14 protein-coding genes are annotated in these 23,898 nt (G+C 29.9%); 9 read left to right on the forward strand and 5 right to left on the reverse strand.

From position 1 onward, the window contains the following. Positions 1–23 precede the first annotated feature (23 nt). Genes ACZJV1_RS02315 through agaV form a run of 3 tightly spaced genes read right to left on the reverse strand, consistent with a single transcriptional unit; the run spans position 24 to position 2,149 of the window. Positions 24–851 (reverse strand): PTS system mannose/fructose/sorbose family transporter subunit IID, encoded by an 828-nt coding sequence (locus ACZJV1_RS02315; RefSeq protein ID WP_463652137.1) that lies wholly within the window; start codon positions 849–851, stop codon positions 24–26. Then, positions 841–1,653 (reverse strand): PTS mannose/fructose/sorbose/N-acetylgalactosamine transporter subunit IIC, encoded by an 813-nt coding sequence (locus ACZJV1_RS02320; protein WP_463651287.1) that lies wholly within the window; start codon positions 1,651–1,653, stop codon positions 841–843. The genes ACZJV1_RS02315 and ACZJV1_RS02320 overlap by 11 nt, the downstream gene beginning before the upstream one ends. A gap of 19 nt (positions 1,654–1,672) precedes the next feature. Then, a complete protein-coding gene (agaV, locus tag ACZJV1_RS02325) occupies positions 1,673–2,149 on the reverse strand; it encodes a PTS N-acetylgalactosamine transporter subunit IIB (RefSeq protein WP_463651288.1) in 477 nt (158 codons plus the stop codon). Between the two features lie 377 nt (positions 2,150–2,526). Here agaV and ACZJV1_RS02330 point away from each other — a divergent pair, with 377 nt between their 5' ends. Beyond that, positions 2,527–3,696, forward strand: a complete 1,170-nt coding sequence (locus tag ACZJV1_RS02330; RefSeq protein ID WP_463651289.1) for a helix-turn-helix domain-containing protein — start codon at positions 2,527–2,529, stop codon at positions 3,694–3,696. Between the two features lie 36 nt (positions 3,697–3,732). On the opposite strand, the gene yajC is transcribed toward ACZJV1_RS02330, so the two are convergent. Both yajC and agaF read right to left on the reverse strand, forming a co-directional pair. Beyond that, entirely contained in the window at positions 3,733–4,011 is a 279-nt protein-coding gene (gene yajC / locus ACZJV1_RS02335; protein WP_463651290.1) for a preprotein translocase subunit YajC, read from the reverse strand. A gap of 2 nt (positions 4,012–4,013) precedes the next feature. Next, positions 4,014–4,445: a PTS galactosamine/N-acetylgalactosamine transporter subunit IIA gene (agaF, locus tag ACZJV1_RS02340; RefSeq protein ID WP_463651291.1), complete on the reverse strand. Its 432-nt coding sequence runs from the start codon at positions 4,443–4,445 to the stop codon at positions 4,014–4,016. A gap of 171 nt (positions 4,446–4,616) precedes the next feature. Here agaF and nagA point away from each other — a divergent pair, with 171 nt between their 5' ends. The 8 genes from nagA (at position 4,617) to ACZJV1_RS02380 (ending at position 23,735) form a co-directional block, all read left to right on the forward strand. Continuing rightward, positions 4,617–5,756 (forward strand): N-acetylglucosamine-6-phosphate deacetylase, encoded by a 1,140-nt coding sequence (gene nagA / locus ACZJV1_RS02345; protein WP_463651292.1) that lies wholly within the window; start codon positions 4,617–4,619, stop codon positions 5,754–5,756. Continuing rightward, positions 5,756–6,286 (forward strand): hypothetical protein, encoded by a 531-nt coding sequence (locus ACZJV1_RS02350; RefSeq protein ID WP_463651293.1) that lies wholly within the window; start codon positions 5,756–5,758, stop codon positions 6,284–6,286. The genes nagA and ACZJV1_RS02350 overlap by 1 nt, the downstream gene beginning before the upstream one ends. Positions 6,287–6,984: 698 nt before the next feature. Beyond that, on the forward strand, positions 6,985–13,638 hold the full coding sequence (locus ACZJV1_RS02355) for a discoidin domain-containing protein (protein ID WP_463651294.1): 6,654 nt from the start codon (positions 6,985–6,987) through the stop codon (positions 13,636–13,638). 160 nt (positions 13,639–13,798) lie between these two features. Beyond that, the gene (locus ACZJV1_RS02360; RefSeq protein WP_463651295.1) at positions 13,799–19,108 is read left to right on the forward strand and encodes a discoidin domain-containing protein; all 5,310 of its coding nucleotides are present in this window, start codon (positions 13,799–13,801) and stop codon (positions 19,106–19,108) included. A 300-nt stretch (positions 19,109–19,408) separates the two neighbouring features. Continuing rightward, positions 19,409–20,137 carry a GntR family transcriptional regulator gene (locus ACZJV1_RS02365; RefSeq protein WP_460289083.1) on the forward strand — a complete coding sequence of 243 codons (729 nt, stop codon included), beginning with the start codon at positions 19,409–19,411 and terminating at the stop codon, positions 20,135–20,137. Positions 20,138–20,198: 61 nt separating this feature from the next. Further along, a complete protein-coding gene (locus ACZJV1_RS02370; RefSeq protein WP_411169674.1) occupies positions 20,199–21,362 on the forward strand; it encodes an SIS domain-containing protein in 1,164 nt (387 codons plus the stop codon). A gap of 75 nt (positions 21,363–21,437) precedes the next feature. Continuing rightward, positions 21,438–22,295 carry a tagatose bisphosphate family class II aldolase gene (locus tag ACZJV1_RS02375; RefSeq protein WP_411170650.1) on the forward strand — a complete coding sequence of 286 codons (858 nt, stop codon included), beginning with the start codon at positions 21,438–21,440 and terminating at the stop codon, positions 22,293–22,295. Between the two features lie 126 nt (positions 22,296–22,421). Continuing rightward, positions 22,422–23,735: a class II D-tagatose-bisphosphate aldolase non-catalytic subunit gene (locus ACZJV1_RS02380; protein ID WP_463651296.1), complete on the forward strand. Its 1,314-nt coding sequence runs from the start codon at positions 22,422–22,424 to the stop codon at positions 23,733–23,735. Positions 23,736–23,898 lie beyond the last annotated feature (163 nt).

Raw genomic sequence — 23,898 nt, forward strand, 5'->3', positions numbered from 1 at the left:
CCTCTTTAAGCTTTTAAGTTATATTATACAGCGAATACTCCGAAGAATCCACCAATTAAGCCAATTACAAGTAATAGACCTATACATTGAACAGGAGTCCATTTTCTTTTCTTAATTAAGTAGAATAACATTAATGTTAGAGCTAGTGGAACCATGTTAGGAAGAACACCATCTAATATATTTTGTATATTAATTGGAGCTTCTCCATTTGGTATTTCAATAGCTAATTTTGTTGCACCATAGTTTGCAGTAAGTGCACCAACGATGAATACACCTAGCATAGAGGCTGAACGTGTAAATTCTTTAGCATTTTTAGTTAGAATATCAATTGCTTTTGAACCTAAGTTATATGACCAATGCATCAACCAATATCTAATTAGGAATTGAACAGCATTAAATATTAATAAGAATAATATTGGACCAGCTAGAGATCCATTAATAGCCATATTAGCAGTAATACCAGCAGTAATTGGAACTAATGTGAACCAAAAAATAGCATCTCCAATTCCACCTAAAGGTCCCATTGCAGCAACACGGACAGCACGGATAGTATTAGTATCAGCTTTTTGTTGCTCTAATGATAAAATTATACCCATAACAAAAGTTACAAGGAATGGGTGAGTGTTAAAGAACTCTAAGTTGTGTTTCATAGATTTTGAAAGGTCATCTTTATCAGTATGAATCTTTTCTAATCCAGGTAATATTCCATATAGCCATCCAGCAGCTTGCATTCTTTCATAGTTAAATGAAGCTTGTAAGAATAATGAACGCCAAACCATTTTGTTTAAAGTTTTTTTATCAAGTTGTTTGGCAGGAGTCAAATCTTTATATTGTGTAGTATTAGATTCCATCTTCGTCATCTCCTCCTCTCGCTATGTCGGCTGTACAAGATTTCATTTTTACATTAGTTTGGAAGTCGTAGACACATACTGCAATTCCAATAAATGCAATTAATAATAATGCTGAGCCAGCTAAACCTTGTATTTTTCCTATAATAGTTGCAAGTGCAAAACCTGCAAAGTAAACGCCCCATAAGTCATTTGATAACATGATACGTAATAAAATTGCAAACCCAACATAACGCATCATTCCACCAGCAGCGCTAAGTCCATTCATGACCCAAACATATTTTGTTGATAATTCTGATAATGTCTTACCTGCAGCACTACCACCGATTAATCCTATAACAACTACAAGTGCAAAGAATCCTCCTAAAGCAGCCATTGCTCCATAGTTAAGTCTTTCGATACCCTTTGTATCTGATTTTTCAGCATATTTGTCAGCTTTTGACATTAATGGTGCCATTATTGTGAATAAGAAAGTAACACAATATTGTCCAAGTAATGCAAATGGAACTGCTAGTCCAACAGAAGCCGCTGGATCTAATTTAGAAGAAATAGCAAATACTACTGCCATTATTCCTCCGATAACAGCATTTGGAGGTTGAGCTCCTCCAACAGGCATATTTCCGATTGTCATTAATTGATAAGTACCACCTACAATAAGTCCAGTTTGTAAATCTCCAAGAATTGCACCAATAACAGCTCCGGATACGATTGGTTGATATAATGACTCTAAGAAACTAAATTGGTCGATACCTGCTATAAATGCAAATACCGCAACCAACAGAATTTGTACAATATTAAAATCCATGTGGCATTCCCCTTCCGTATTATTTAAAAATCTTTTCGATATTCTCAGAACCTTCAGTAGGAACTCTTCTTATTTCAAGCTCTACTCCTAATTCTCTTAACTTTCTGAATGCTTCTACGTCTTTGTCATCTACTGCAACTGAACCAGCAACTTGTCTTTTTCCTTCAGCCATATGCATGTTTCCAATATTAACTTTTTTTATTGGAACTCCACCTTCAACAAGTCTTAACACATCAGAAGGATTTTCACAAACTATAAATATAAGTTGTTTAGCACTAGCCTTATGAATAGTATTTATAGTTTTCTCTACTGTCCAATAACGAGTTGAAGCATAAGCTGGTGCACACATATCCATTAGTCCTTGTCTAAGTTTATCTTCAGCTACAACATCATTTGCAACTAGAATTAAGTTTGCACCAATAGAACCACACCATTGAGTTGCAACTTGTCCATGAATTAATCTATTGTCTATTCTTGTTAATACAATATTTGGCATATTATCACCTCCTCTTTGTGAAAACATTTTATTTTCACTAATATGAGAACATTATATACTTAATATAAATGATAATCTTTACACTTTTTAGTATTTGTTTTATTCTTTTTAACAACGTTTACAAAATGGAGTTAAATTTAGTTTTGTAAAAATATGATATTAATATTAATATAGTATATTAAAGCTACGGTTAAGTTCTCTTTTAAATTCAAAAAAAACTATGATATAATATATCAATAACTTTAATTTAAGTATTAATTAGTGAATTAATATTTATAATATAAAAGTATATAAGCAAAATAAAATTGATATTAATTAAGGATTAGCGAAAGTCTTATTAGAAAGTAATATTAGTAATTTATATTGAGGTGATTTTTATGTATGATAAAACAACTAGTGCTCAATTTAGAAAGTATGGTTCTGTTTATGATGAAGCTAAGGATATACATAAGGATGATTTAATATTAAAGCAAATTGTAACTAGTGATAAAGTTATTTCTAGCCTATACAATTTCTCAGAACCAACATATATAGAAATTGTTAAAGGAATGGCATCTATATTAATAAGTGATTCAAGTAATGGTGATTTTAAACTGTTTGCAGTTCATAGAAAATTAGAAATTAGGCCTAATATGTATTTTAATATTGTTTCAATGACAGATCAAGTCACTTTTAATTTAATAATACCATCAGGATATAACCTTAAACTTGAATTTTTAAATCCACCATATGTTTATAATAGAATATTGCCTACTATAAATATCCCTGAAATAATAGCTTATTATTATACAATTAAAAGTCCAAATTACAATTTTAAAGGAGAGAGTCACAGTTTATTTGAATTGACATTTGTTGATAATGGAACTTTAAATACATCTATTGATGGTGTTGATTACACATTAAACTCATCTGATCTAATTGTATACGGTAAAAATCAATTTCACACACAATCTGTAAATATTGATTCAGCTTGTTCATATTTAACAATTATGTTTGATATGGAATGTGATGATGCTAGTTTAATATGCAATAGGGTGTTTCATTGTAGAAAGGAATTATACAAGGCTGTAAGAACTTTTGCAAAAAATATATCAAGTACAATACCATACTCAGAAAATCTTATTTTGAGCAATTTTCATGAAATTATAATTAGATTATTACAATATGATTATTTAGAGATTGATGATAGCAAGCTACATAAAGAGTCATATCAGCATTTCCAAGATGAATTATTAGAAGGGATATTAGCATATATTGAAGAGAAGATTTCTTCTCCAATAACTATAGAAGAGCTTTGTATTAAATTTTCAATTTCAAGATCATCCTTGCAAATGATGTTTAAAAATAATTTAAATACATCACCAAAGAAATATATTAATGATTTGAAATTATCTAAGAGTAAGAAATTGATTAAAGAAAATAAATATACTATCAGTGAAATAGCATTTATGTTAGGTTTTAACTCAATACATTATTTTTCAAGAGCTTTCACACAACATTATGAAATAAGCCCTAGTGAATATGCGCAAAGATTATTTAAATCATAAAATAAGAGCTACCTTTTCGGAAGCTCTTTTTATTATTTATAAAATATTTTGAATTGAATATCTAGATACATTTATTACTGTGTTTTTAGCAATTTCAATTTCTATCTTTTCTTCTCCTACAGATATTACTTTACCATAAACTCCACAACAGAACATTACTTTCATACCTGGCTTTAATTCAACATGAACATCCTTAAGTTCAGAGGTTCTTTTTTTTATGTTTCTAGCTGATATAAATAGTAATATTAAGGCACCTATTCCTAATAATACTGCAACAGTGATGCATGTCCATATAACTACTTCCCAATTTATCATTGCTAGATACCATCCTCGCTTTCATCATCTTCATGAAGTATAAATTCAAATTTTACAACTCCACTTTTACCTACTTCAATGGCTGACTCAGATAGAGAATGCAAATCATCTATAATATCTTTAGTCATAGATATTTCAAGAAGCATAGGCAAATTTGTGCCACCAATTACTTCCATTGTTTTTTCTATTTCTGTTTTAACTTCAACTAAAGTTTTAAATGGTGATCCCCCAGCTAAATCACTAAGAGCTAAAATACTGTCACAATTATCTAAATTTTCTAATGAGGCATAATATTTCTTCTTTAAATCTTCTGTTGAATCCGTTTCCTCAAAGTCGATATATTCTACGTTGCAAGGTTCTCCTGCAATTAGCTTTAAAGATGTACGTAATCCTGATGCAAAGTTACCATGTCCACTAATTATTAATCCTATCATTTCATCATCTCCTAAAATAGATTATACAATGTTTAATAATTATAATTATAATGAAGAGTAGCTTAAATTCAATAAGCTTGGTGAAAGATATAAGATATATGTTGAAAAGTGCAAATATTAGACAAGTAAACTTAGGTATAATTATATATAAGTTTAATTAGGAGGTATATCATGTTAATACAAAGTAAGAGAGTCTGGATTGCTGATCAATTTATTCCAGCTCAAATCGAGATAGATGATAATAAAATAGTTAATATTTATGCTTATAATGAAAAGCAAGATGCTTACGATTATGCTGATAAGAGAATTTTACCAGGATTTATAGATATCCATTGTCATGGAGCTTATGGGTTTGATACAAATGATGCAAATGAGCAAGGATTAAGAAATTGGACAAAGATGATCGCAAGTGAAGGAGTTACTTCAATATTACCTACTACTATAACTCAAAGCAAAGAAGTGCTTATTAAAGCTTTAAGCAATGTTGCAAAGGTAGTAGAAGAGGGATATGAAGGAGCAGAAATATTAGGAATTCACTTTGAGGGACCTTATCTTGATATGGAATATAAGGGGGCTCAACCAAAAGAATATATAGTTAAGCCTACTATTAAGGAATTTCAAAGTTACCAAAAAGCAGCAAAAGGGTTAATAAAATATGTAACTTTGGCAACTGAAATAGATGAGGACTACTCACTTACAGAATATTTATTTAACAATAATATAGTAGTAAGCATAGGACATTCAGCTTCCACATATGAAGATGCAATATTTGCTTTTGCGCATGGGGCTAGATCACAAACTCATGTATATAATGGCATGACACCGTTTAATCATAGAAAAAATGGATTAGTTGGAGTTGCACTGAGGGTTAAGGGAATGTATGGTGAAATAATTTGTGATGGAAATCATTCTACTACCACAGCTCTATATAATTTCTTTAATGCAAAGGGATCAGATTATGGAATTATGATTACAGATGCCTTAATGGCAAAGGGGTATAAGCCAGGTTCTAAATTTATGTTTGGAGGAAATGAAATAGAAATTTATGAGGATGGAAGTGCTCACTTAGTAGAAACAAAAGGATTAGCAGGTTCTACATTAAAGATGAATGATGGACTTAGGATATTAGTCGAAGAGGCTATGGTACCGTTTAACTATGCTGTTAATTCATGCACTATTAATCCGGCCAAGTGTTTAGGTGCTGATAAACGTAAGGGAAGGATAGGAGTTGGATATGATAGTGATTTAGTAATTCTTAATAGTGACTATTCAGTACATCAAACATATTGTTTAGGAAAGGCGATGTTATAGTGAAAAAGAATATTATAAATTTAGCCGGAAATAACATATACTTGGATAGGTATGGAGATACAGTCTATTATAATGTTTTTGATAAAAATGGATATATTGTATCTAAGCAAATGGAACAAAAATTTAGAATATTTTATCATAGATATTTAACTATATTTATTGTTATGATTTTATTAGGAGATTATTTTAAATCTTTGCAAAATACGTTTTTAGTTGGAGTTGGAGCTATAGTTTTAGTAGAACTATACTTTAGACTTAGCTTTTTAAAGAAGCTAAAAGTAATTAAGGACTTTAAAAGAGAACGTAAGACATCGAGGTTAGAAAGTATAATTAATAGTAAGGAAAAAGAAAAGACAATAATGAAAGCATGTGCTTATGTTTTGTTAAGTGTTCTTCTTATTATAAATGCAATACAACAAAATTTTAATGTATTATTTTTAGTCTTAAGTATATTAGCTTCAGTATATAGTTTTTATATAGGAATTATTAATATTGTTGCTTTTAGTAAAATAAAAAAACTAATAAAATAGATATTTTAAATTTTTAAAGTTTCTATTTTGTGCACTGTATGGAATATTAGATTATAATAAAAGAATCATGGTCTAAAAATAATCTAGGTATAAATATTTATAAGAATTTACAATCAAAGAAATAGTATATATAAAATATAATTTATAAAATAAGAAAAGGAGCTGTCACATTAACGGATTAAAATCCGTTAATGTGACAGCTCCTAGTTTGTTTTGAATTTAAAAGAGAACTTAGCAGTAGGTATTAATATATTATATAGAATTATATTAATACTAAAATCATATTTTTACAAAGCTAAAATTAACTTTAATTTGTAAACGTTGTTAAAAAAAGTAAGACAAATACTAAAAAGTGTAAAGATTAATATTTATATTAATTGTATAATTTTCCTATATTAGTAAAACGAAATGTTTTCACAAAAAAGTAAAGTGATGATATGTACAATATTTTACTAACAAGAATAGACAACAGATTATCATATCTAATTGACATGACATCTAAGCTCATATCTTATAAACATAAATATAAGTAATAATAGACTTCATAGTATGTGGATCTCAAATTCATAAAAAGTTAATTCCTAAAGATAAAATCAGTTAGTAGTACATAAGTATAAACAATATGTTTATACTATTAAATTTATTTTTATTATATAAAACTAATTAGAAAATAAAATGAAAAAATTTGAGGAGGAATTATGAAGAGAAAAATGATAATAGCAAGGCTAACTGCACTTGCATTAACCACTGCTTTGGCATCAAGTCTTACAATTCAAACAGCATCAGCTTATGCGTACTCAATAACAGCTAATTCTAATGAAGAAAACTTATCTATACAATCAAGAGCAAGTGACTACAATACAATTGGAGGAGTTAAGAGCTTCGATAAGTTAGGTAATAAAGTTACTTTTGAAATGACTACTGGTGAAAAAGTCAGAGTATCATTCTTAGAAAACGATATATTTAGACTATACATGGATCCTGAAGGTAAATTCCAAGAGGATCCAACTCCAAATTCTAAGGATCACATAACAAAGATTATTGATAAAGCGGAGGATGAATATAGTAAGATAACTCCAACAGTAGAAAATGGCGATATTATAAAGGTTTCTACTGATAGTATTGAATTAAAAGTAGAAAAAGAAACAGGTAAAATGGAACTTTTCAACAAAAAAACAAATAAGACAATTTGGAAAGAAGCAGAGCCACTAAAATATAAAGCTAATGAAACGGTTCAAACTCTAGAAACTAACGATGAAGAATATTTCTATGGTGGAGGTCAACAAAACGGACGTTTCTCCCATAAAGGTAAGACTATAAATATAAAGAATGAAAATAATTGGGTTGATGGAGGGGTATCAAGTCCAACGCCATTTTACTTATCAACTAATGGATATGGAGTAATGCGTCATACATTTAAACCTGGACAATACGCTTTTAGTTCAACTGAAAAAGGAAAAGTTATTACAAAACATGAAGAAAAACGTTTTGATGCCTATTATTTTGTAGATGATACTCCAACAAAGATTATAAATAAATTTACTGATTTAACAGGTAAACCTGCATTATTACCAGAGTATGCATTTTATATAGGACATGCAAATGCATATGCTCGTGACTGGATTAACGATGAAACTGGACAAGAATCCCAAACTCAAAAACCAGGATTCGACCGTCAAGAAACTTTAATGGTAGATGCTAAAAAAGTTGTAGATGAACATGTTGACAATGATATGCCTATTGGATGGTTCTTACCTAACGATGGATATGGTGCTGGATATGGGCGTGCAAATACTATTGATGGGAATATAGCTCTTTTAAAAGAGTTTGTTGATTATACAAGAAGTAAAGGAATACAAACTGGGCTTTGGACACAAAGTGACTTAAAACCAAATGGTATTGGAGAAGTTTATTTACAACGTGATATAGATAAAGAAGTTGGAGTTGCTGGAACAAATGCAGTTAAAACAGACGTTGCATGGGTAGGAGCAGGATATTCTTTTGCACTTAATGCGGTAAGACAAGCAGCAGAAGGAATAGTAAATAACTCCAAGGATCGTGCTAGACCTTTTATTATATCATTAGATGGATGGGCTGGTACCCAACGTTATGCGGGTATATGGTCTGGAGACCAAACAGGGGGTAACTGGGAATATATTCGTTTCCATATTCCAACTTATATAGGTTCAGGATTATCAGGACAACCTAACGTAGGTTCAGATATAGATGGAATATTTGGTGGAGATAGTTTAATTCAAACTCGTGATATTCAATGGAAGGCATTTACTCCAATTGAAATAGACATGGATGGTTGGGGAAAATACCCTAAGAAACCTTATCAATTTGGTGAGCCAACTACTTCAATTAACCGTATGTATTTAAAATTAAAAGCAGAAATGATGGCTTATAACTATACTATTGCAAATGAAGCGACTACTAAAGGAACTCCTATGATACGTGCAATGATGTTAGAATATCCTAATGCATACACTTATGGAGCAAATACTCAATATCAATATATGTGGGGACCAAACCTATTGGTAGCACCTGTATATCAAAATACTGCAGCTGATGCAAAGGGTAATGATATACGTAATGATATATATCTTCCAGACGAAGATCAGATATGGATTGATTACTTTACAGGAAAGCAATATAGAGGTGGCGGAGTATTAAATAACTTTGATACACCTATTTGGAAGCTTCCTCTATTTGTTAAAAACGGAGCTATTATTCCTATGAATAATGAAAATAATACTCCAGAAAAGATAGATCGTTCACAAAGAAAATTTGAAGTATATCCAAGTGGAGACACTAATTTTGAAATTTATGAAGATGATGGATTAACTACAGACTATAAAGAAGGAAAATCAGCAACAACAATGATAACTTCATCAGCTCCTAAGGAAGGAAAAGGAAAAGCTGTAATTAAAGCAGGTTTACTAACTGGAGATTATGAAGGAATTGTAAATGATAGATCAACAGAATTCATAGTAAATGTTAGTGAAAAGCCAACAGATTTGGCATTAAAGATTGGAAATGGAAATGTTTCACTAAAAGAAGCAGCATCTTTAGAAGAGTTTGAAAAGGGAACAAATCTTTATTTTTATGATGAAACTCCAAATTTAAATAAATACTCAACAGAAGGATCAGAATTTGCGAATGTAAAAATAAATACTACACCTAAGCTTTATATAAAAACAGAAAAGACAAATGTGAAAGAAAATGAAGTTGAATTAACTATTAACGACTTTATAAATACTCAAGACATTTCTAAAAATGAAGTTAATACAAAGTTAAGTATTCCTAAGAATTTCATTGCTCCAGAAGATTCAATAACTTCAAATTCAATAAATTTAACTTGGGATAAAGTAGAAGGAGCAGAATCTTATGAAATTGAAATTGATGGAACAATACAAAAAAATATAACAGCAACACAATATGCTCATAAAAATTTAGATTTTGATACTAATTACAGCTATCGTATTCGTAGTGTAAATAAGGATGGTTATTCAAACTGGAGTGAAAAATTAATAGTTAAAACAGATTTAGACCCATATCGTAATGTTCCTAAAGATATGACTGTTAAGTGGACAGAAGGAAACTATGGTAGTGAGGTAGCTTCCAATGCTATAGATGGTGATGATAACTCTCAATTCCACTCAGCAGGAAATGCAATTGGTAAGCCATTTATAATTGATATGCAAAAAGCTTATCAAATTGAAAAGTTAGATTTGTTATTTAGAAATTATGGAAATGGGTCTGTAAAACGAGCTGAAATTTATAGTAGCTTAGATGGAGTAAATTATCAAAAAGTATTTAGTAATGCAAGTGATTCAGGAAATGCAGCTTGGGCTACAGATGGACAAGTAAAGACTATAAACTTTACTTCACCAATTAAAGCACGTTACTTTAAAGTTGTAACAAAAGAATCAATTGGTAACTTCTTGGCAATGAGAGAGTTTAGACCATATAAGGTAGATGGAACTAGTGGTCAACTTGTTGGTGACTGGAACAATGGTGGAACAATAGAAGAAGGAGATTTAACATTCCTTCAAAATTACACTGGCTTATCATCTGTAGATGCAGATTGGGATTATGTATCAATGGCTGACTTAAACTTTAATAATGTTATTGATGCTTACGATATAAGTTATGTAGCAAGCCAATTAGAAGGTGGTATAGTACCAACAGAAGGTGGAAATGTTGCTGGAGAAATTATGCTAGTTCCTAATAAGACAAGTATTTCAGCAGGTGAAACTTTTACTGTTGATGTTGTAGGTACTGGATTAACAGATGTTAATGCCTTTAGTGCAGAGGTTCCTTTAGATTCAAGTAAGTATGAATTTATAAAAACAGAAGGTGCAGTCTCAACAGCTTCTATGAAGAACTTCTCAAAGATTAGGGTTCATAGTGATAATTCACAAGATCTTTACACTGTGTTTACTAATATTGGTGATAACGTTAGACTTAACGGAACAGATACCCTTGCAACAATTACTTTAAAAGCAAAGAGTGATATTAATTTTGACTTAGTATTAAGTGATGCATTAGTAGTTGATAGTAACCTAAATTCTAAAAATGCAGTTGCTAATATTACTAATCCAGAAGATCCATTACCAGGGAATAAAGATTCAGTAGTGAAGGTTGGAAAAGAAAGTATTACTGTAACTGGTGATGAGTCACAATTACAAACAGGAATGGGATTAAGCAGGTTAATAGATGGAACTACAAGTAGTGCTGATAGTTCTCGTATGGATTTAAAATGGGTATATTCTGCTGATCAAGTAGATAAAGGAAAGCTTCCATTTGAAATGACATTTACATTTAATGAAGCTAAGAAGTTTAATAACTTTACAATATACAATAGAACTAATGCTGATGGTAAAAATAATATTGCAGCAATGAAAAAAGTAAAAGCAGTTGGATACTTAAATGGTGTTTCAACAGATTTAGGTGAAGTATCTAATATTACGACAGCAAAAACTATATACAATTTAGAAGGTAAATCCTTTGATAAAATAGTAATTACAGCTTTAGAATCTAATAAAGATATGTACACTTTAGCAATAAATGAAATAGAATTCTATGAAGAAAAGCAACAAGCACCATCATCAATAGAATTCTTAGAAAATGCACCAACAAATCTTTATGTAAATAAGATAGCACCTATATTTGCAAAAGTATTACCTGAAACTGCAAATTTAAATTATAAACTTACTTCAGAGAATGAAGAGGTAGTAAAGGTTATACGTGTAGATAATGATAATTCAGCCACTTATTATTTAAGAGGGGTTAAGCCTGGTACAGCAAAGGTAAAAGCTACAACTGCTGATGGAAATCTTAGCGTTGAGCATGAAGTTACAGTACTTGATGGATTTGATAAATCTATATTAATTGAAGCTATTGAAAAGGGTAAGTCATACTCAAAGAATAGTGAAATTTATACAGAGGAAACTTATTCAGAATTACTAAAAGCTATAGAAAATGCTGAAAAAGTATTAGAAACAGCAAAGACAGAATCAGAATTAAGTTCTGCGATTATATCAATAAGAGTAGCTATAAATGGATTAAAAGAACGTGACGATGCTAACTTAAATGTAATTGACTTTAGTAAATTAGAAGCTATATTTGCAACTTCTGAAGCTGATAGTGACTTTATGGAAAATGCTGTAGATGGTGATGAAAATACAATATGGCATTCGGGTTATCAAAGTATTCATAAGCTACCAGTTTCAATAGTAGTTAAGTTAGACAAACCTTATAACCTTAATCAAATTGATTATTTACCAAGACAAAACAGTAAAAATGGACATGTAACTGAATATATTGTTGAAACTAGTTTAGATAACGAAAATTGGACAGAAGCTAGAAAAGGAACCTTTAAAGAAGCAAGTAATGGTTCAGGATTGGAAAATAGGGGATATAATCCAATACGTTTCAATACTACTAAGGCTCAATATGTTAGATTTACTGCAGTAAAAACTTTAGGTGATACTCGTGATAAATATGCAAGTATAGCTGAACTTAAATTCTATGAACAGTCAGAAGTAGATAAATCAAACTTAAGTAGTAAGATTAGCGAGGCGGAGGCATTAGTTGAAGCTGATTACACAGCAGAAAGCTTTAATGCAGTTAAGGTAGCAATTGATGCAGCTAAGGGAATATTAAATTATAATTCAGCAACTCAAGAGCAAGTTAATGAAGCAATTAATATTTTAAGTGATGCAATTGATAATCTTGTTAAGAAAGACGATGTTGAAGAAGTTAATAAAACAATTCTAGCAATGGCAATAGAATATGTTCAAAACTTAAAGGCAAATGGAGAGCTTGAAGGTGTTGTTCCAGCAGTAATTAAAGAACTTGAGGCTGCATTAAAAGAAGCTAAAGAAGTTTTAGCTAATGAAAATGCTACACAAGCTCAAGTAGATATAGCTGAAAAGAGATTAATAAACGTAATTCATATGCTAGAGTTCAAAGTAGGAGATAAGACAAAGCTTAAAGAACTTGTTGAAATAATTAAAATTTTAGATGAAAGTAAATATACAACTTCAACTTGGAATGCATTGCAAGTTGAGCTTGAAAAAGCTGATAAAGTAATTGCAGATGAAAATGCAATGGAAGAAGAAGTTGCTAAAACTTATGAAAGCTTGAATAAGGCATTCGCTGAATTAGAATTAGTAGCTGATAATTCTAAACTTAGAGAATTAGTAGCTGAATTAGAAGCTAAAGATTTATCTAAGTATACAACAGGAACTGTTAATAAGTTCAAGGCAGAATTAGATTATGCTAAGGGAATCTTAAGTAATAAGGATGCAAGTCAAGAAGAAATAAATGAAGCTTATAATAAGTTAATAAAAGCTTACCTTGATTTAAGATTAATCCCAGATAAATCTATTCTTGAAGATTTAATAATGAAGGCTGAAGCAATAGACTTATCTAAATATACTAAGGAAAGTGCTAATAAGGTTAGTTTAGAATTAGCTAATGTTAGATCTGTTTTTAACAATGAAGAAGCTAGCCAAAGTGAAGTAGATGAAGCAGCCAATGGATTAAAGTTAGCTTTAGAAGGTTTAATTGCAAGTAACGGAAACGGTGGAAACACTAATAATGAAGGCAATGGAAACAATAACGGCAACGGTAATGGAAATAACAACGGAAATAATAATGGTAACGGAAATGGAAATAACAATGGTAATGGCCACGGAAATAACAATAATAACAACAGCAATAATGGAGGGAAATTACCAAGTACAGGGGGAACACCAGCTAGTGCAATGGCATTACTTGGAACATTAACTTCATTGTTGGGAGTTTCTATAATGAAAAAAAGAAAAAGAAACGAAGAATAAGAGATTAAAATGATAAATTAGTTTGCAAAGATTTAATAGAATAGTAACTAAACTATTTTATTAAATCAGAGCAAACTATTTTAAAATAACGACAACATTTTTACACATATACAAATATTTTGAAAATTATATCTAAGTTAATATTAGAAAGGAAAGAGAAATGATGAAATTGAATAGATTTTCAAGAATATCATTATCTATAATTTTAAGCTTTAATATAGTTTTAACTAATACATCATTTGTAGTAAAAGCTGAAAGTATTAGAGAAGGAAATATTATAGCTAGTTTAGATAACAATAAAATCATCATTGGTAATGACTATATTAAAAGAGAGTTTTCAATAGTTGAAGGTAAGGTATTAACAAGCTTAATAGAAAACAACAGAGCTAATACAAAATTAATACCAAAATCAGGTTCAGAGGATTTTATAATTAACACAATACAACAAGAAGGACAAGAACCAGAAAGCCCTAAACCAACTATACCAACAGAAATATTAAATCGTACTAATTGGAAGGCAACTTTATCTGCAAATAGTGGTAAAACATATTCAGAGGTAAGTGTATTAAAATTATTTGATGGAAATAAGGATACCTATATTGACGATTATCAAATTGCAGGATATCCAATTTCATTAAAAGTTGATTTAGGAGAAGAAAAAACTATATCATCTTTTTCATATTTAAAGAGGCCAGGATATCAAGATTCTGCATATGGGATAAATGGAAGCATGGGGCAATATAAACTTTATGTAAGTAGTGATGGAACAGCTTGGACAGAAGCTGGTAGTGGAGAACTTAAAAGAAGTGATTACAACTTACACAAAGAAGGACAATTATATAATGTAGGGGATGTTGTTTATGGTAATTTGGATAAAGCCCATACGACAAGATATGTAAGAATAGACCAATTATCTGATGGATTAGGTGGTACTCAAGAATTTACAGGAGCAGAAATTAATTTATTTTCAGATAGTTATAAAGCTCCCGAAGCTCCAACTAAGGATAATAAAATTAAATCAACAAACTTAAAGATTGATACTAAAAATACTAAAGTAGAAGATATTGAAAACGGTAAAAAGCTTACTATAGCTTATGAACCATATAATTTCAAAAATATTGAATATGAAATTGACATGATTACTGTTCTTGAAAGTAATGATCACTATATGAGGTCATTCCTTGAAATAAAAACTAATAACAATAATGCTCAAATAGATTATATAGATTTAGATCATTTTGTATTAGCTGATGAAATTAAGAATACTGTTTGGTCTCATCCAGATTTAAAAGATGTATCATCAATGTGGATTGGTAAAAATGAATTGATGCTAGGGCAACCTATATATGCAAATGGTATGTTCTTTGGTTCAGAATTTCCAGCAGCAGATACAGATATGATTAATAATGAGATGCAAATAAGATATTATAGTGGTAAAACTTTTGATAGACTAGCTAAAGACAATCAATTAACAACAGATGGTAAATTTGTGTCATGGCAAAATGTTATAGGTGCTGCAAAAGGGACAGATACAGATGTTGTACAAACTGATTTTTATGAATATATATCAGAAATTGCAACTCCAACTGAATTTAGAAAGCAATATAATTCATGGTATGATAATATGTTAGCAATAACGGATGAAAGTATTGCAAAGTCATTTTATGGTTCAGAAAAGGGATTAACTCAAAATGGTGTTGAACCTGTTGATTCCTATGTTGTTGATGATGGATGGAACAATTATAGAGATCCAGAATTTAATCCAAATATTTCAGTACCAGATGCTGGGGAAAGTATGAATCGTACTGGTTTTTGGGAGTTTAATGATAAGTTCCCTAATGAATTATATACATCTACTGAATTAACTCAAAAGTTTCAATCAAAATTTGGAGTTTGGGTAGGACCACAAGGTGGTTATAATTATTTTGGTAATTTTGCAAAATATCTAGAAAAAATGGGAACTGGATATATGCAAAAGGATTATTGGGCAAATGTTTGTGTAGGTTCTGATAAATATGTAAAGAATTTAACAAGTATGTTTATTGACTATCAAACAAGATTTGATGTTGATTATTGGAAAATAGATGGTTTTGCAGTAAGACCGTGTACAAATGCTAGCCATGACCATATGACTGGTGGTACTAATAACTCATATTATACAACAGATTTATGGGAAAAGTGGACAAATGCTTGGGAAGAAATGAGGGCAAGTCGTAAAGATGAAGGTAAGGATTTATTTATTAATGCTACTTGTTATGTAAATTTAAGCCCTTGGATTTTACAATGGGTAAATACTGTGTGGGTACAAGACTCTGGAGATACAGGTGAGGCAGGTACTGGTGCAAGACATCAACAAAAAATCACATATAGAGATAATGTTTATTATAACTTATTTAAAGTAAATCAAGTTCAATTCCCATTAAAAAATATATATAACCATGATCCTATTTATGGGGTATCAGATAGAAGTTCAGCAACTACAGAGGATTTTAGAGATTTCTTATTTGCAAATTCAGTTCGTGGAACAGCATTTTGGGAACTATATTATTCTCCATCAATTATGGATGAAGAAAAATGGCGAGTAAACGCAGATGCATTAGATTTTGCACAAACAAATGCTCATATTTTAGAAAAAGCTAAGTTGTTTGGTAATCGTGCAACTCAAGGAGTATATGGGTATTCATCTTGGGATGGAAATGAAGGAATTATTTCTTTTAGAAATCCAACAGGAGAAGAACAAGAATTTACATTACAATTAACTGATGTTGTTGGAGTTCCTAAATCAGTTAAAGACCTTAAGGCAAATCAAGTATTGCCATATGTTGCTGGTGAGGCTGGTACAGTATCTTATGGAGATAATGTTATAGTTAAATTAAAACCATATGAAACTAGAATTATCCAATATGGAAAAATTGATAATGAAGGAGCAAAAGTTATATCTTCTAAAGTAACTGGAGATAAAGAAATTACTATTAAGTATAATGAACGTATAGAAAACCTTAAGGAAGCTTATATTGTTGAAGGAAATATAGTTACAGAAACTAAATTACTAGATGATTATAGAACTGTTGTAATTAATACTGAAAATAAATTAGTAGATAATGCGGTATTAAGTATTAATGGAGAAAAAGATGATGTAGGTAATACATCATCAGTAACATTAACAATTCCAGTATATAATGATTTAAAGATTATGTCTGTAAAATCAGGCGAGGATTTAGTAAATGGAGAGAATGTAACTAAGAAATACAATGGGAATTTAAATACATTCTTCTTTGATATTGATAAAGCTTATAAAGTAAATACAAATAAAGCATTTGAAGGGACAACTGATTTTGCAATTAGTATGGCTGTAAATACTAAATCAAGTGGAGTTAACTTATTTAAGCAAGGTGAAGATATTAATTTATCTATTAATGAAGAAGGGTATTTAAGCTTTAAAGTAAAAGACTTAAATGTTAATTCAAAGTCAGATGTAACTACTGTTGTTGAAAAAGCTCATGGAACATTTGGAACAGATGAATATGTGCCAACATCAACAAAAACTACTGTAGTAGGTAAAATTAATGATGGGAATTTACATCAAATTACTGCAGTTCGTGAAGTTAATGGAATGATTAAGCTTTATATTGATGGAGAGCTTGCAAACTCTGTATATGATGAATCAAAAACTAACCAATCAATTGTAAGTGGTGAAATAGAATTAGCTGATAATAACTTCAGCGGAATTTTAGGGGAAATAAGATTAAAAAATACTTCAATTTATTACGATGAAGTAAAGGCGAATTATTCTTTATATAGTAAGGCACCTATAATTGAATATGACAGAAAAGATTGGAAGGCAAGTGCATGTTCAGGAATGACATCACCAACTGGAGATGGCCCTGCATCATCAGCAATTGATGAAAATGAAAATAGCTGGTGGCATACAAATTATGTAGGTGGAGATAATCATTCAGGAAGCCATTGGATTTCAATGGATTTTGGAAAAGAAATTTCATTTGATAGTGTAAATGTATTATCACGTGGTAAAGGGTCAAATGGAACTATTAAAAAATATAAATTAGAAGCTAAAGTTGGTGGAGAATGGAAGTCTATCAAAGAAGGAGAATTTGTAGACGGTAAAAATGACAAAATAGAATTGGAAGAAGGTATAATAGCTAATGGAATTAGATTAACTGCACTTTCTACATTTAATGGAGCCAATTTTGCAGCAGTAAAGGAAATATATGTTTCTAAAAAAGATAGGTTAGCAACACAAGATGAAATAAAGGAGGCTATTGCATTAGTTAAAAAGATAAATGAAAGTGACTACACAATAGCAACTGTAAATAAATATAAGGAAATTGCTTCAAAAATTACTTCTTTAGATGTTATTAATACACAAGCTTTAAGCATATTAAAAAATGATTTAGAATTAGCATATTCTTCATTATTAGAAGCTAAAGATTTAAATAACTTATTAATAAAGGTAGAAGGTTTAAATAAGGAATATTATACAGAAGAATCATGGATATTATTAGAAGCCGAATTAAATAAGGCAAGATCAGTAGTGAATAATGAAAATGCAACTGAAGCAGATGTTAATGAAGCCATGGACACTCTGAAAAATGCAATTGATAGCCTTATTATTAAAGATGAAAATACTGAAGAGGTTGATAAAGCAGTATTAGAAACGGTTATAGAATATGCTGAAGATGTAAAGGCAAATGGAGCACTTGACAATGTTGTTCCAGTAGTGGTTAAGGAATTTGAAGAAGCATTAGAAGAAGCGAAAGTTATTTTTGTTGATGAAAATGCTACAGAAGCTCAAGTAGAATTAGCTATAAAGAAATTAGTTAAGGCAATCCATATGTTAGAATTCAAAAAAGGTGATAAGGCAGAACTTGAAAAACTAATTCAAATAATAAATGCTTTAGATGGAAGCAAATATAAAGAAGCTACCTGGTCTGCACTTCAAGTTGAAGTTGAAAAAGCTAATAATGTAATAGCAGATGAAAATGCAATGGAAGCAGAAGTAAAGGATGCTTATAATAAATTAGTTAAAGCTTATTTAGATTTAAGATTAATACCTGATAAGTCTAAACTTGAAGCATTAATAAATAAAGCTGAAGCAATATACACATCTAAATATACTAAGGAAACTGTTAATACTCTTAATGCAAAATTAAAAGAAGTTAAAGCTGTTTTAGCTAATGAAGAAGCTACTCAAAAAGAAGTAGATGAAGCAGCAAATGGATTAGAATTAGCGTTAGCTAACTTAGAAATTGCACAAGGTAATAGTGAAGATACAGGGAATAATGGGGCTGATAACGGGGCTAGTGGAAACAATGGAAATAATAATACTGGAAAAGGAAATAATGCAAATAACCTACCAAGTACAGGAGGAACACCAGCCAGTTTAATGACATTACTGGGAACATTAACAACAGCATTAGGAATATCTATTATGAGAAAAAGAAATAAATAATAGGTGATAATAAAATGAGTTATAGTCTGTGAGAGCTCTTATGAAAATGGAATGAATCACCATAAGAGCAAACACAGACTATTTGCTTATTATAGCTTTAATTACATTTGGTAAAAACTAATTTATATCGAAATAGATATTTGACATGTTTTATTTTAGCGTTTACAATGTAGATTGAATAATAGAAATATATATATTTTTTTGAAATCAGAAATTATATTAAAGAAGTATTTAAATTAAATATGTTTTTTAATATAATAAACTATGGTATAATTAGAATATGATCAATGAGGTGAAAAAATGAATATTGTTGATAAAAGCTCTAGAATACCACTATATTTACAATTGATGGAAATACTTATAGAAATGATAGAGAACACTCTACAGGAAAATGAAAGAATACTTTCTGAAAGAGAAATCTGTGAAAAGTATGATGTAAGTAGAACTACAGTTAGGCAGGCTTTAGATGAGCTTGAAAAAGAGGGATATATATATAAAGTTCATGGTAAAGGAACCTTTGTATCTCCCAAAAGAGTCAATCAAGATTTAATTTCTTTTTATTCATTTACAGAAGAAATGAAAAAGCTTGGGAAAAAGCCTAGCTCAGAAGTAACTGGATTTGAGATAGTCCAAGCTGAAGAGAAAGTTGGATCCATTTTCAAAATGGATAATGATGATTTACTTTACAAGATATCAAGAATAAGAATGGCTGATGGTATTCATATGATATATGAAACTACTTATCTTCCCTTTAATAGGTTTAAAGACTTAACAAAAAATCAATTAATAGAAAAACCTATGTATGATGTACTTGTTAAGGAGTTTAATGTTAAGCTAACAGCAGCAGAAGAATTTTTTCAACCTATATTAACTAATAAGTTAGAAAGTATATACTTAGATATTAAAGAAGGTGCTCCAAGTTTAAAAATAGAGAGACTAACATATGAAAATAAAGATATAATAGAATATACTGTTGGAGTAGCTAGAGGGGACAAATTTAAGTATAGAGTAAAATTAAATAACAATTAAAAACAAAAATTTTTTAATTAAACTGGTAATGATGACATTAACAGATGTAGGAGGTATTAAGATGTTTTTTGGAATGGAAATGGAAAGAATTAATGAATTAGGGGCAATGTACACAGCTACAGAAATAAGACAGCAGCCTAAATTATGGGGAGAAACTTATAATATAGTAAAGGAAAATGAAGAAGCAATAAAAAGCTTCTTAGATAGAAAACTAAAGAGTAATACAAGAATAATATTAACTGGTGCAGGAACTTCTGACTATGTTGGAGATACGATTTACTTACATTTAGCAAAGAAATTAAATTTAAGAGTAGAGGCTATTGCTACAACAGATTTAGTATCAAATCCAGCAGAATTTATAGAAGAAGACACACCGACAATTTTAGTTTCTTATGCAAGATCAGGAAATAGTCCAGAGAGTGTTGGAGCTTATGATATATTCGGAGAAAATGTAAAAGACATATCTCAACTGGTAATTACGTGTAATAAAGATGGAGAACTTGCGAAAAAGGCAGCTAAAAGTGATAATAACCTTTGCTTATTAATGCCAGAACTATCAAATGATAAAAGTTTTGCTATGACAAGTTCATTTAGCTGTATGTTATTAGCTTCATTATTAGTATTTGATATTAATAACTTAGACGAAAATAAAAAGTATGTTGATATAGTAGTTAATCAAGGAAACAATATCTTAGATAACAAGTGGAAAGATATAAAGGATTTAGTTGATTACAATGCTTCAAGAGTAGTTTACTTAGGATCAGGAGTACTAAAGGGGTTATGTCAAGAAATGGCACTTAAGAATTTAGAACTTACAAGTGGAAAAGTAGTTACTGTTTGTGAATCTGTATTAGGATTTAGACACGGTCCAAAATCAATAATAAACGATGATACATTAGTAATATTTATGAATTCTAATAATAAGTATACTAATCTTTATGATATGGATCTTATAAAAGAAATACATGGAGATACAGGTAAGCATAAATTAGCTGTTATTAGCTATAAAAAGAATGATGAATTAAATGGTTTATGTGATAAATATTTAAATATTGATGGTGAAGAAATTCCAGAGGTTTATACAGTATTTAACTATATGTTATTTGGGCAAGTGTTTGGATTATTTAGTTCTTTAAAATTAGGAATTTCTCCTGATAATCCAAGACCGGATGGTACAGTTAACAGAGTTGTTAAAGGTGTAATAATTCACAAATATAATAAGTAAAAGAATATATTAAATAAACAAATTGAACTTGATATGAAAAATGGAATATAAAAAATACATAAGGAGTTGAAGTAAATTATGAAAATATTATCAACAAGAGAAATGTTAAAGAAAGCTCAAAGAGAAGGATATGCTGTACCAGCATTTAATATTCATAACTTAGAAACATTACAAGTAGTGGTAGATACAGCAGCTGAATTAAAATCACCAGTAATTTTAGCAGGTACACCATCAACAATAGCTTATGCAGGTGGAGAGTATATAGTAGCTATGGCAGAAGTTGCAGCTAAAATGCATAACATTCCAATAGCAATACATTTAGATCACTATGAAGTAGTTGAAGAAATTAAGCATTTCGTAGACTTAGGCTTTAAATCTACAATGATAGATGCATCACATTCAGATTTTGAAAACAATGTAAAAACAGTAAAAGAAGTAGTTGAATATGCACATAAATTTGATGCAACAGTAGAAGCTGAACTTGGAAGACTAGGTGGGCAAGAAGATGACTTAGTAGTAGATGAAAAAGATGCTATGTACACTAATCCAAAACAAGCAAAAGAATTTGTAGAAAGAACAGGAATAGATTCATTAGCAGTAGCTATTGGAACAGCTCATGGATTATATAAAGGTGAAGCAAAGCTTGACTTTGATAGATTAAAGGAAATAAGAGATATGGTAGATGTACCACTAGTTTTACATGGAGCATCAGATGTACCAGATGAATTAGTTAAAAAGGCTATTTCGCTTGGAATATGCAAAGTTAATGTAGCAACAGATTTAAAAATACCATTTTCTGATGCAGTAAAGAAATACTTTATTGAAAATCCAGATGCTAATGATCCAAGAAAATATATGGCTCCTGGTAAAGAAGCTATGAAAAAAATAGTTGCTCACAAAATAATGGTTTGTGGAAGTAATGGAAAAGCTTAATTTAAATATTTAAAAGAAAATAATATAGTAAATACGAAAGAAGATAATATGAAAGCAAGAGCTAGAATATTATTTTCTTTCATATATGGGTAGGGTTTATATTCAAAAATTTTAAGAGGTGATAAGATGGTACATCCTATGAAAGAAATTGTAAAAAGATATAAAAGTGGAGAAAATGTTGGAATATTTTCAGTTTGTTGTTCAAATAAGCATGTAATTGAAGCTTCAATGGAAAAACTTTTAAACAAAAATATACCTTTACTAGTAGAAGCAACTGCAAATCAAGTTGACCAATTTGGTGGATATACAGGAATGAAGCCAAAAGATTACGTTAAATATATTTATAAAATAGCTGAAGAAGTAGGATTTCCAAAAGAAAGAATAATTTTAGGTGGGGATCATTTAGGACCATTAACTTGGAAAAATATAGATCCAAGAGAAGCTATGGAAAATGCTAAAAATTTAATTAGAGAATATGTTTTGGCTGGATTTACTAAAATTCACCTAGACACTAGTATGCCTTTAAAAGGTGATATTGAAAATGGTTTATTTGACGATAGTTTAATAGCAAATAGAGCATCTGTATTATGTAAAATAGCAGAAGAAGCATATTTAGAGTTAAAAGAAAATGATGAAGATGCTATTCACCCAGTTTATATAATAGGTAGTGAAGTTCCTATACCAGGTGGAGCGCAAGTAGAAGAAGAGGAAGAAGGTCCTAAAGTAACTAGCGTAGAAGGCTTTAAGAACACTGTAGAAACATTTAAAGTAGCTTTTGAAAGCTTTGGAGTAGGAGAAGCATGGCAATATGTAATAGGTGTTGTTGTTCAACCAGGAGTTGAGTTTAGTAGTGATTATGTATGGAAATATAATAGGGAAGAAGCTAAAGAGCTAATAGATGCACTAAAGGATTATCCTCAATTAATATTTGAAGCTCACTCAACAGATTATCAAACTCCAAAAGCATTAAGAGAAATGGTAGAGGATGGATTTATAATATTAAAAGTTGGACCAGCATTAACTTTTGGTTTTAGAGAAGGTATATTTGCATTAAATCTTATAGAAAATGAATTATTAAGATATAATCCAGATGTAGAGTTGTCTAATTTTATTGAAATATTAGACTTTAGTATGCTTAAAGAAACTAAAGACTGGATAAATCACTATTCAGGAACAGGAGATAAAATTAAGCTAGAAAGAAAATATAGTTTATCTGATAGAGCTAGATACTATATGCCAAAGGATGAGGTAAACTTTGCTTTAGAAAAATTAATGAGCAATTTAGAAGGTATAGAAATACCTATGACTATTATAAGTCAATTTATGCATGAACAATATAAAAAGGTTAGGGATGGAATATTAAATCCAACAGCAGAGGATTTATTAAAAGATAGAATAGGTGAATATATAGACGACTATTTATATGCTGTTGAAGAATAAGAAAAAGACTTTCTAATATAAATTATTTTTAATAAAGGACATGCACTTAGACATGTCCTTTATAATTACCAAAACAGTTTTCTGAATATTTAGAATAAAGCTAATTGGAATTAATTAACTGTTATAATAGTATTGGGGAATATTGGTTTAAATTTATTTATAT

This window comes from Clostridium sp. LS3 (assembly GCF_055330225.1).

Excerpts from the sequence above, each read along its gene's own strand:
- ACZJV1_RS02315 (WP_463652137.1), bottom strand. The coding sequence starts at position 851 with ATGGAATCTAATACTACACAATATAAAGATTTGACTCCTGCCAAACAA.
- ACZJV1_RS02320 (WP_463651287.1), bottom strand. The coding sequence starts at position 1,653 with ATGGATTTTAATATTGTACAAATTCTGTTGGTTGCGGTATTTGCATTT.
- agaV (WP_463651288.1), bottom strand. The coding sequence starts at position 2,149 with ATGCCAAATATTGTATTAACAAGAATAGACAATAGATTAATTCATGGA.
- ACZJV1_RS02330 (WP_463651289.1), top strand. The coding sequence starts at position 2,527 with ATGTATGATAAAACAACTAGTGCTCAATTTAGAAAGTATGGTTCTGTT.
- yajC (WP_463651290.1), bottom strand. The coding sequence starts at position 4,011 with ATGATAAATTGGGAAGTAGTTATATGGACATGCATCACTGTTGCAGTA.
- agaF (WP_463651291.1), bottom strand. The coding sequence starts at position 4,445 with ATGATAGGATTAATAATTAGTGGACATGGTAACTTTGCATCAGGATTA.
- nagA (WP_463651292.1), top strand. The coding sequence starts at position 4,617 with ATGTTAATACAAAGTAAGAGAGTCTGGATTGCTGATCAATTTATTCCA.
- ACZJV1_RS02355 (WP_463651294.1), top strand. The coding sequence starts at position 6,985 with ATGAAGAGAAAAATGATAATAGCAAGGCTAACTGCACTTGCATTAACC.
- ACZJV1_RS02360 (WP_463651295.1), top strand. The coding sequence starts at position 13,799 with ATGATGAAATTGAATAGATTTTCAAGAATATCATTATCTATAATTTTA.
- ACZJV1_RS02365 (WP_460289083.1), top strand. The coding sequence starts at position 19,409 with ATGAATATTGTTGATAAAAGCTCTAGAATACCACTATATTTACAATTG.
- ACZJV1_RS02370 (WP_411169674.1), top strand. The coding sequence starts at position 20,199 with ATGTTTTTTGGAATGGAAATGGAAAGAATTAATGAATTAGGGGCAATG.
- ACZJV1_RS02380 (WP_463651296.1), top strand. The coding sequence starts at position 22,422 with ATGGTACATCCTATGAAAGAAATTGTAAAAAGATATAAAAGTGGAGAA.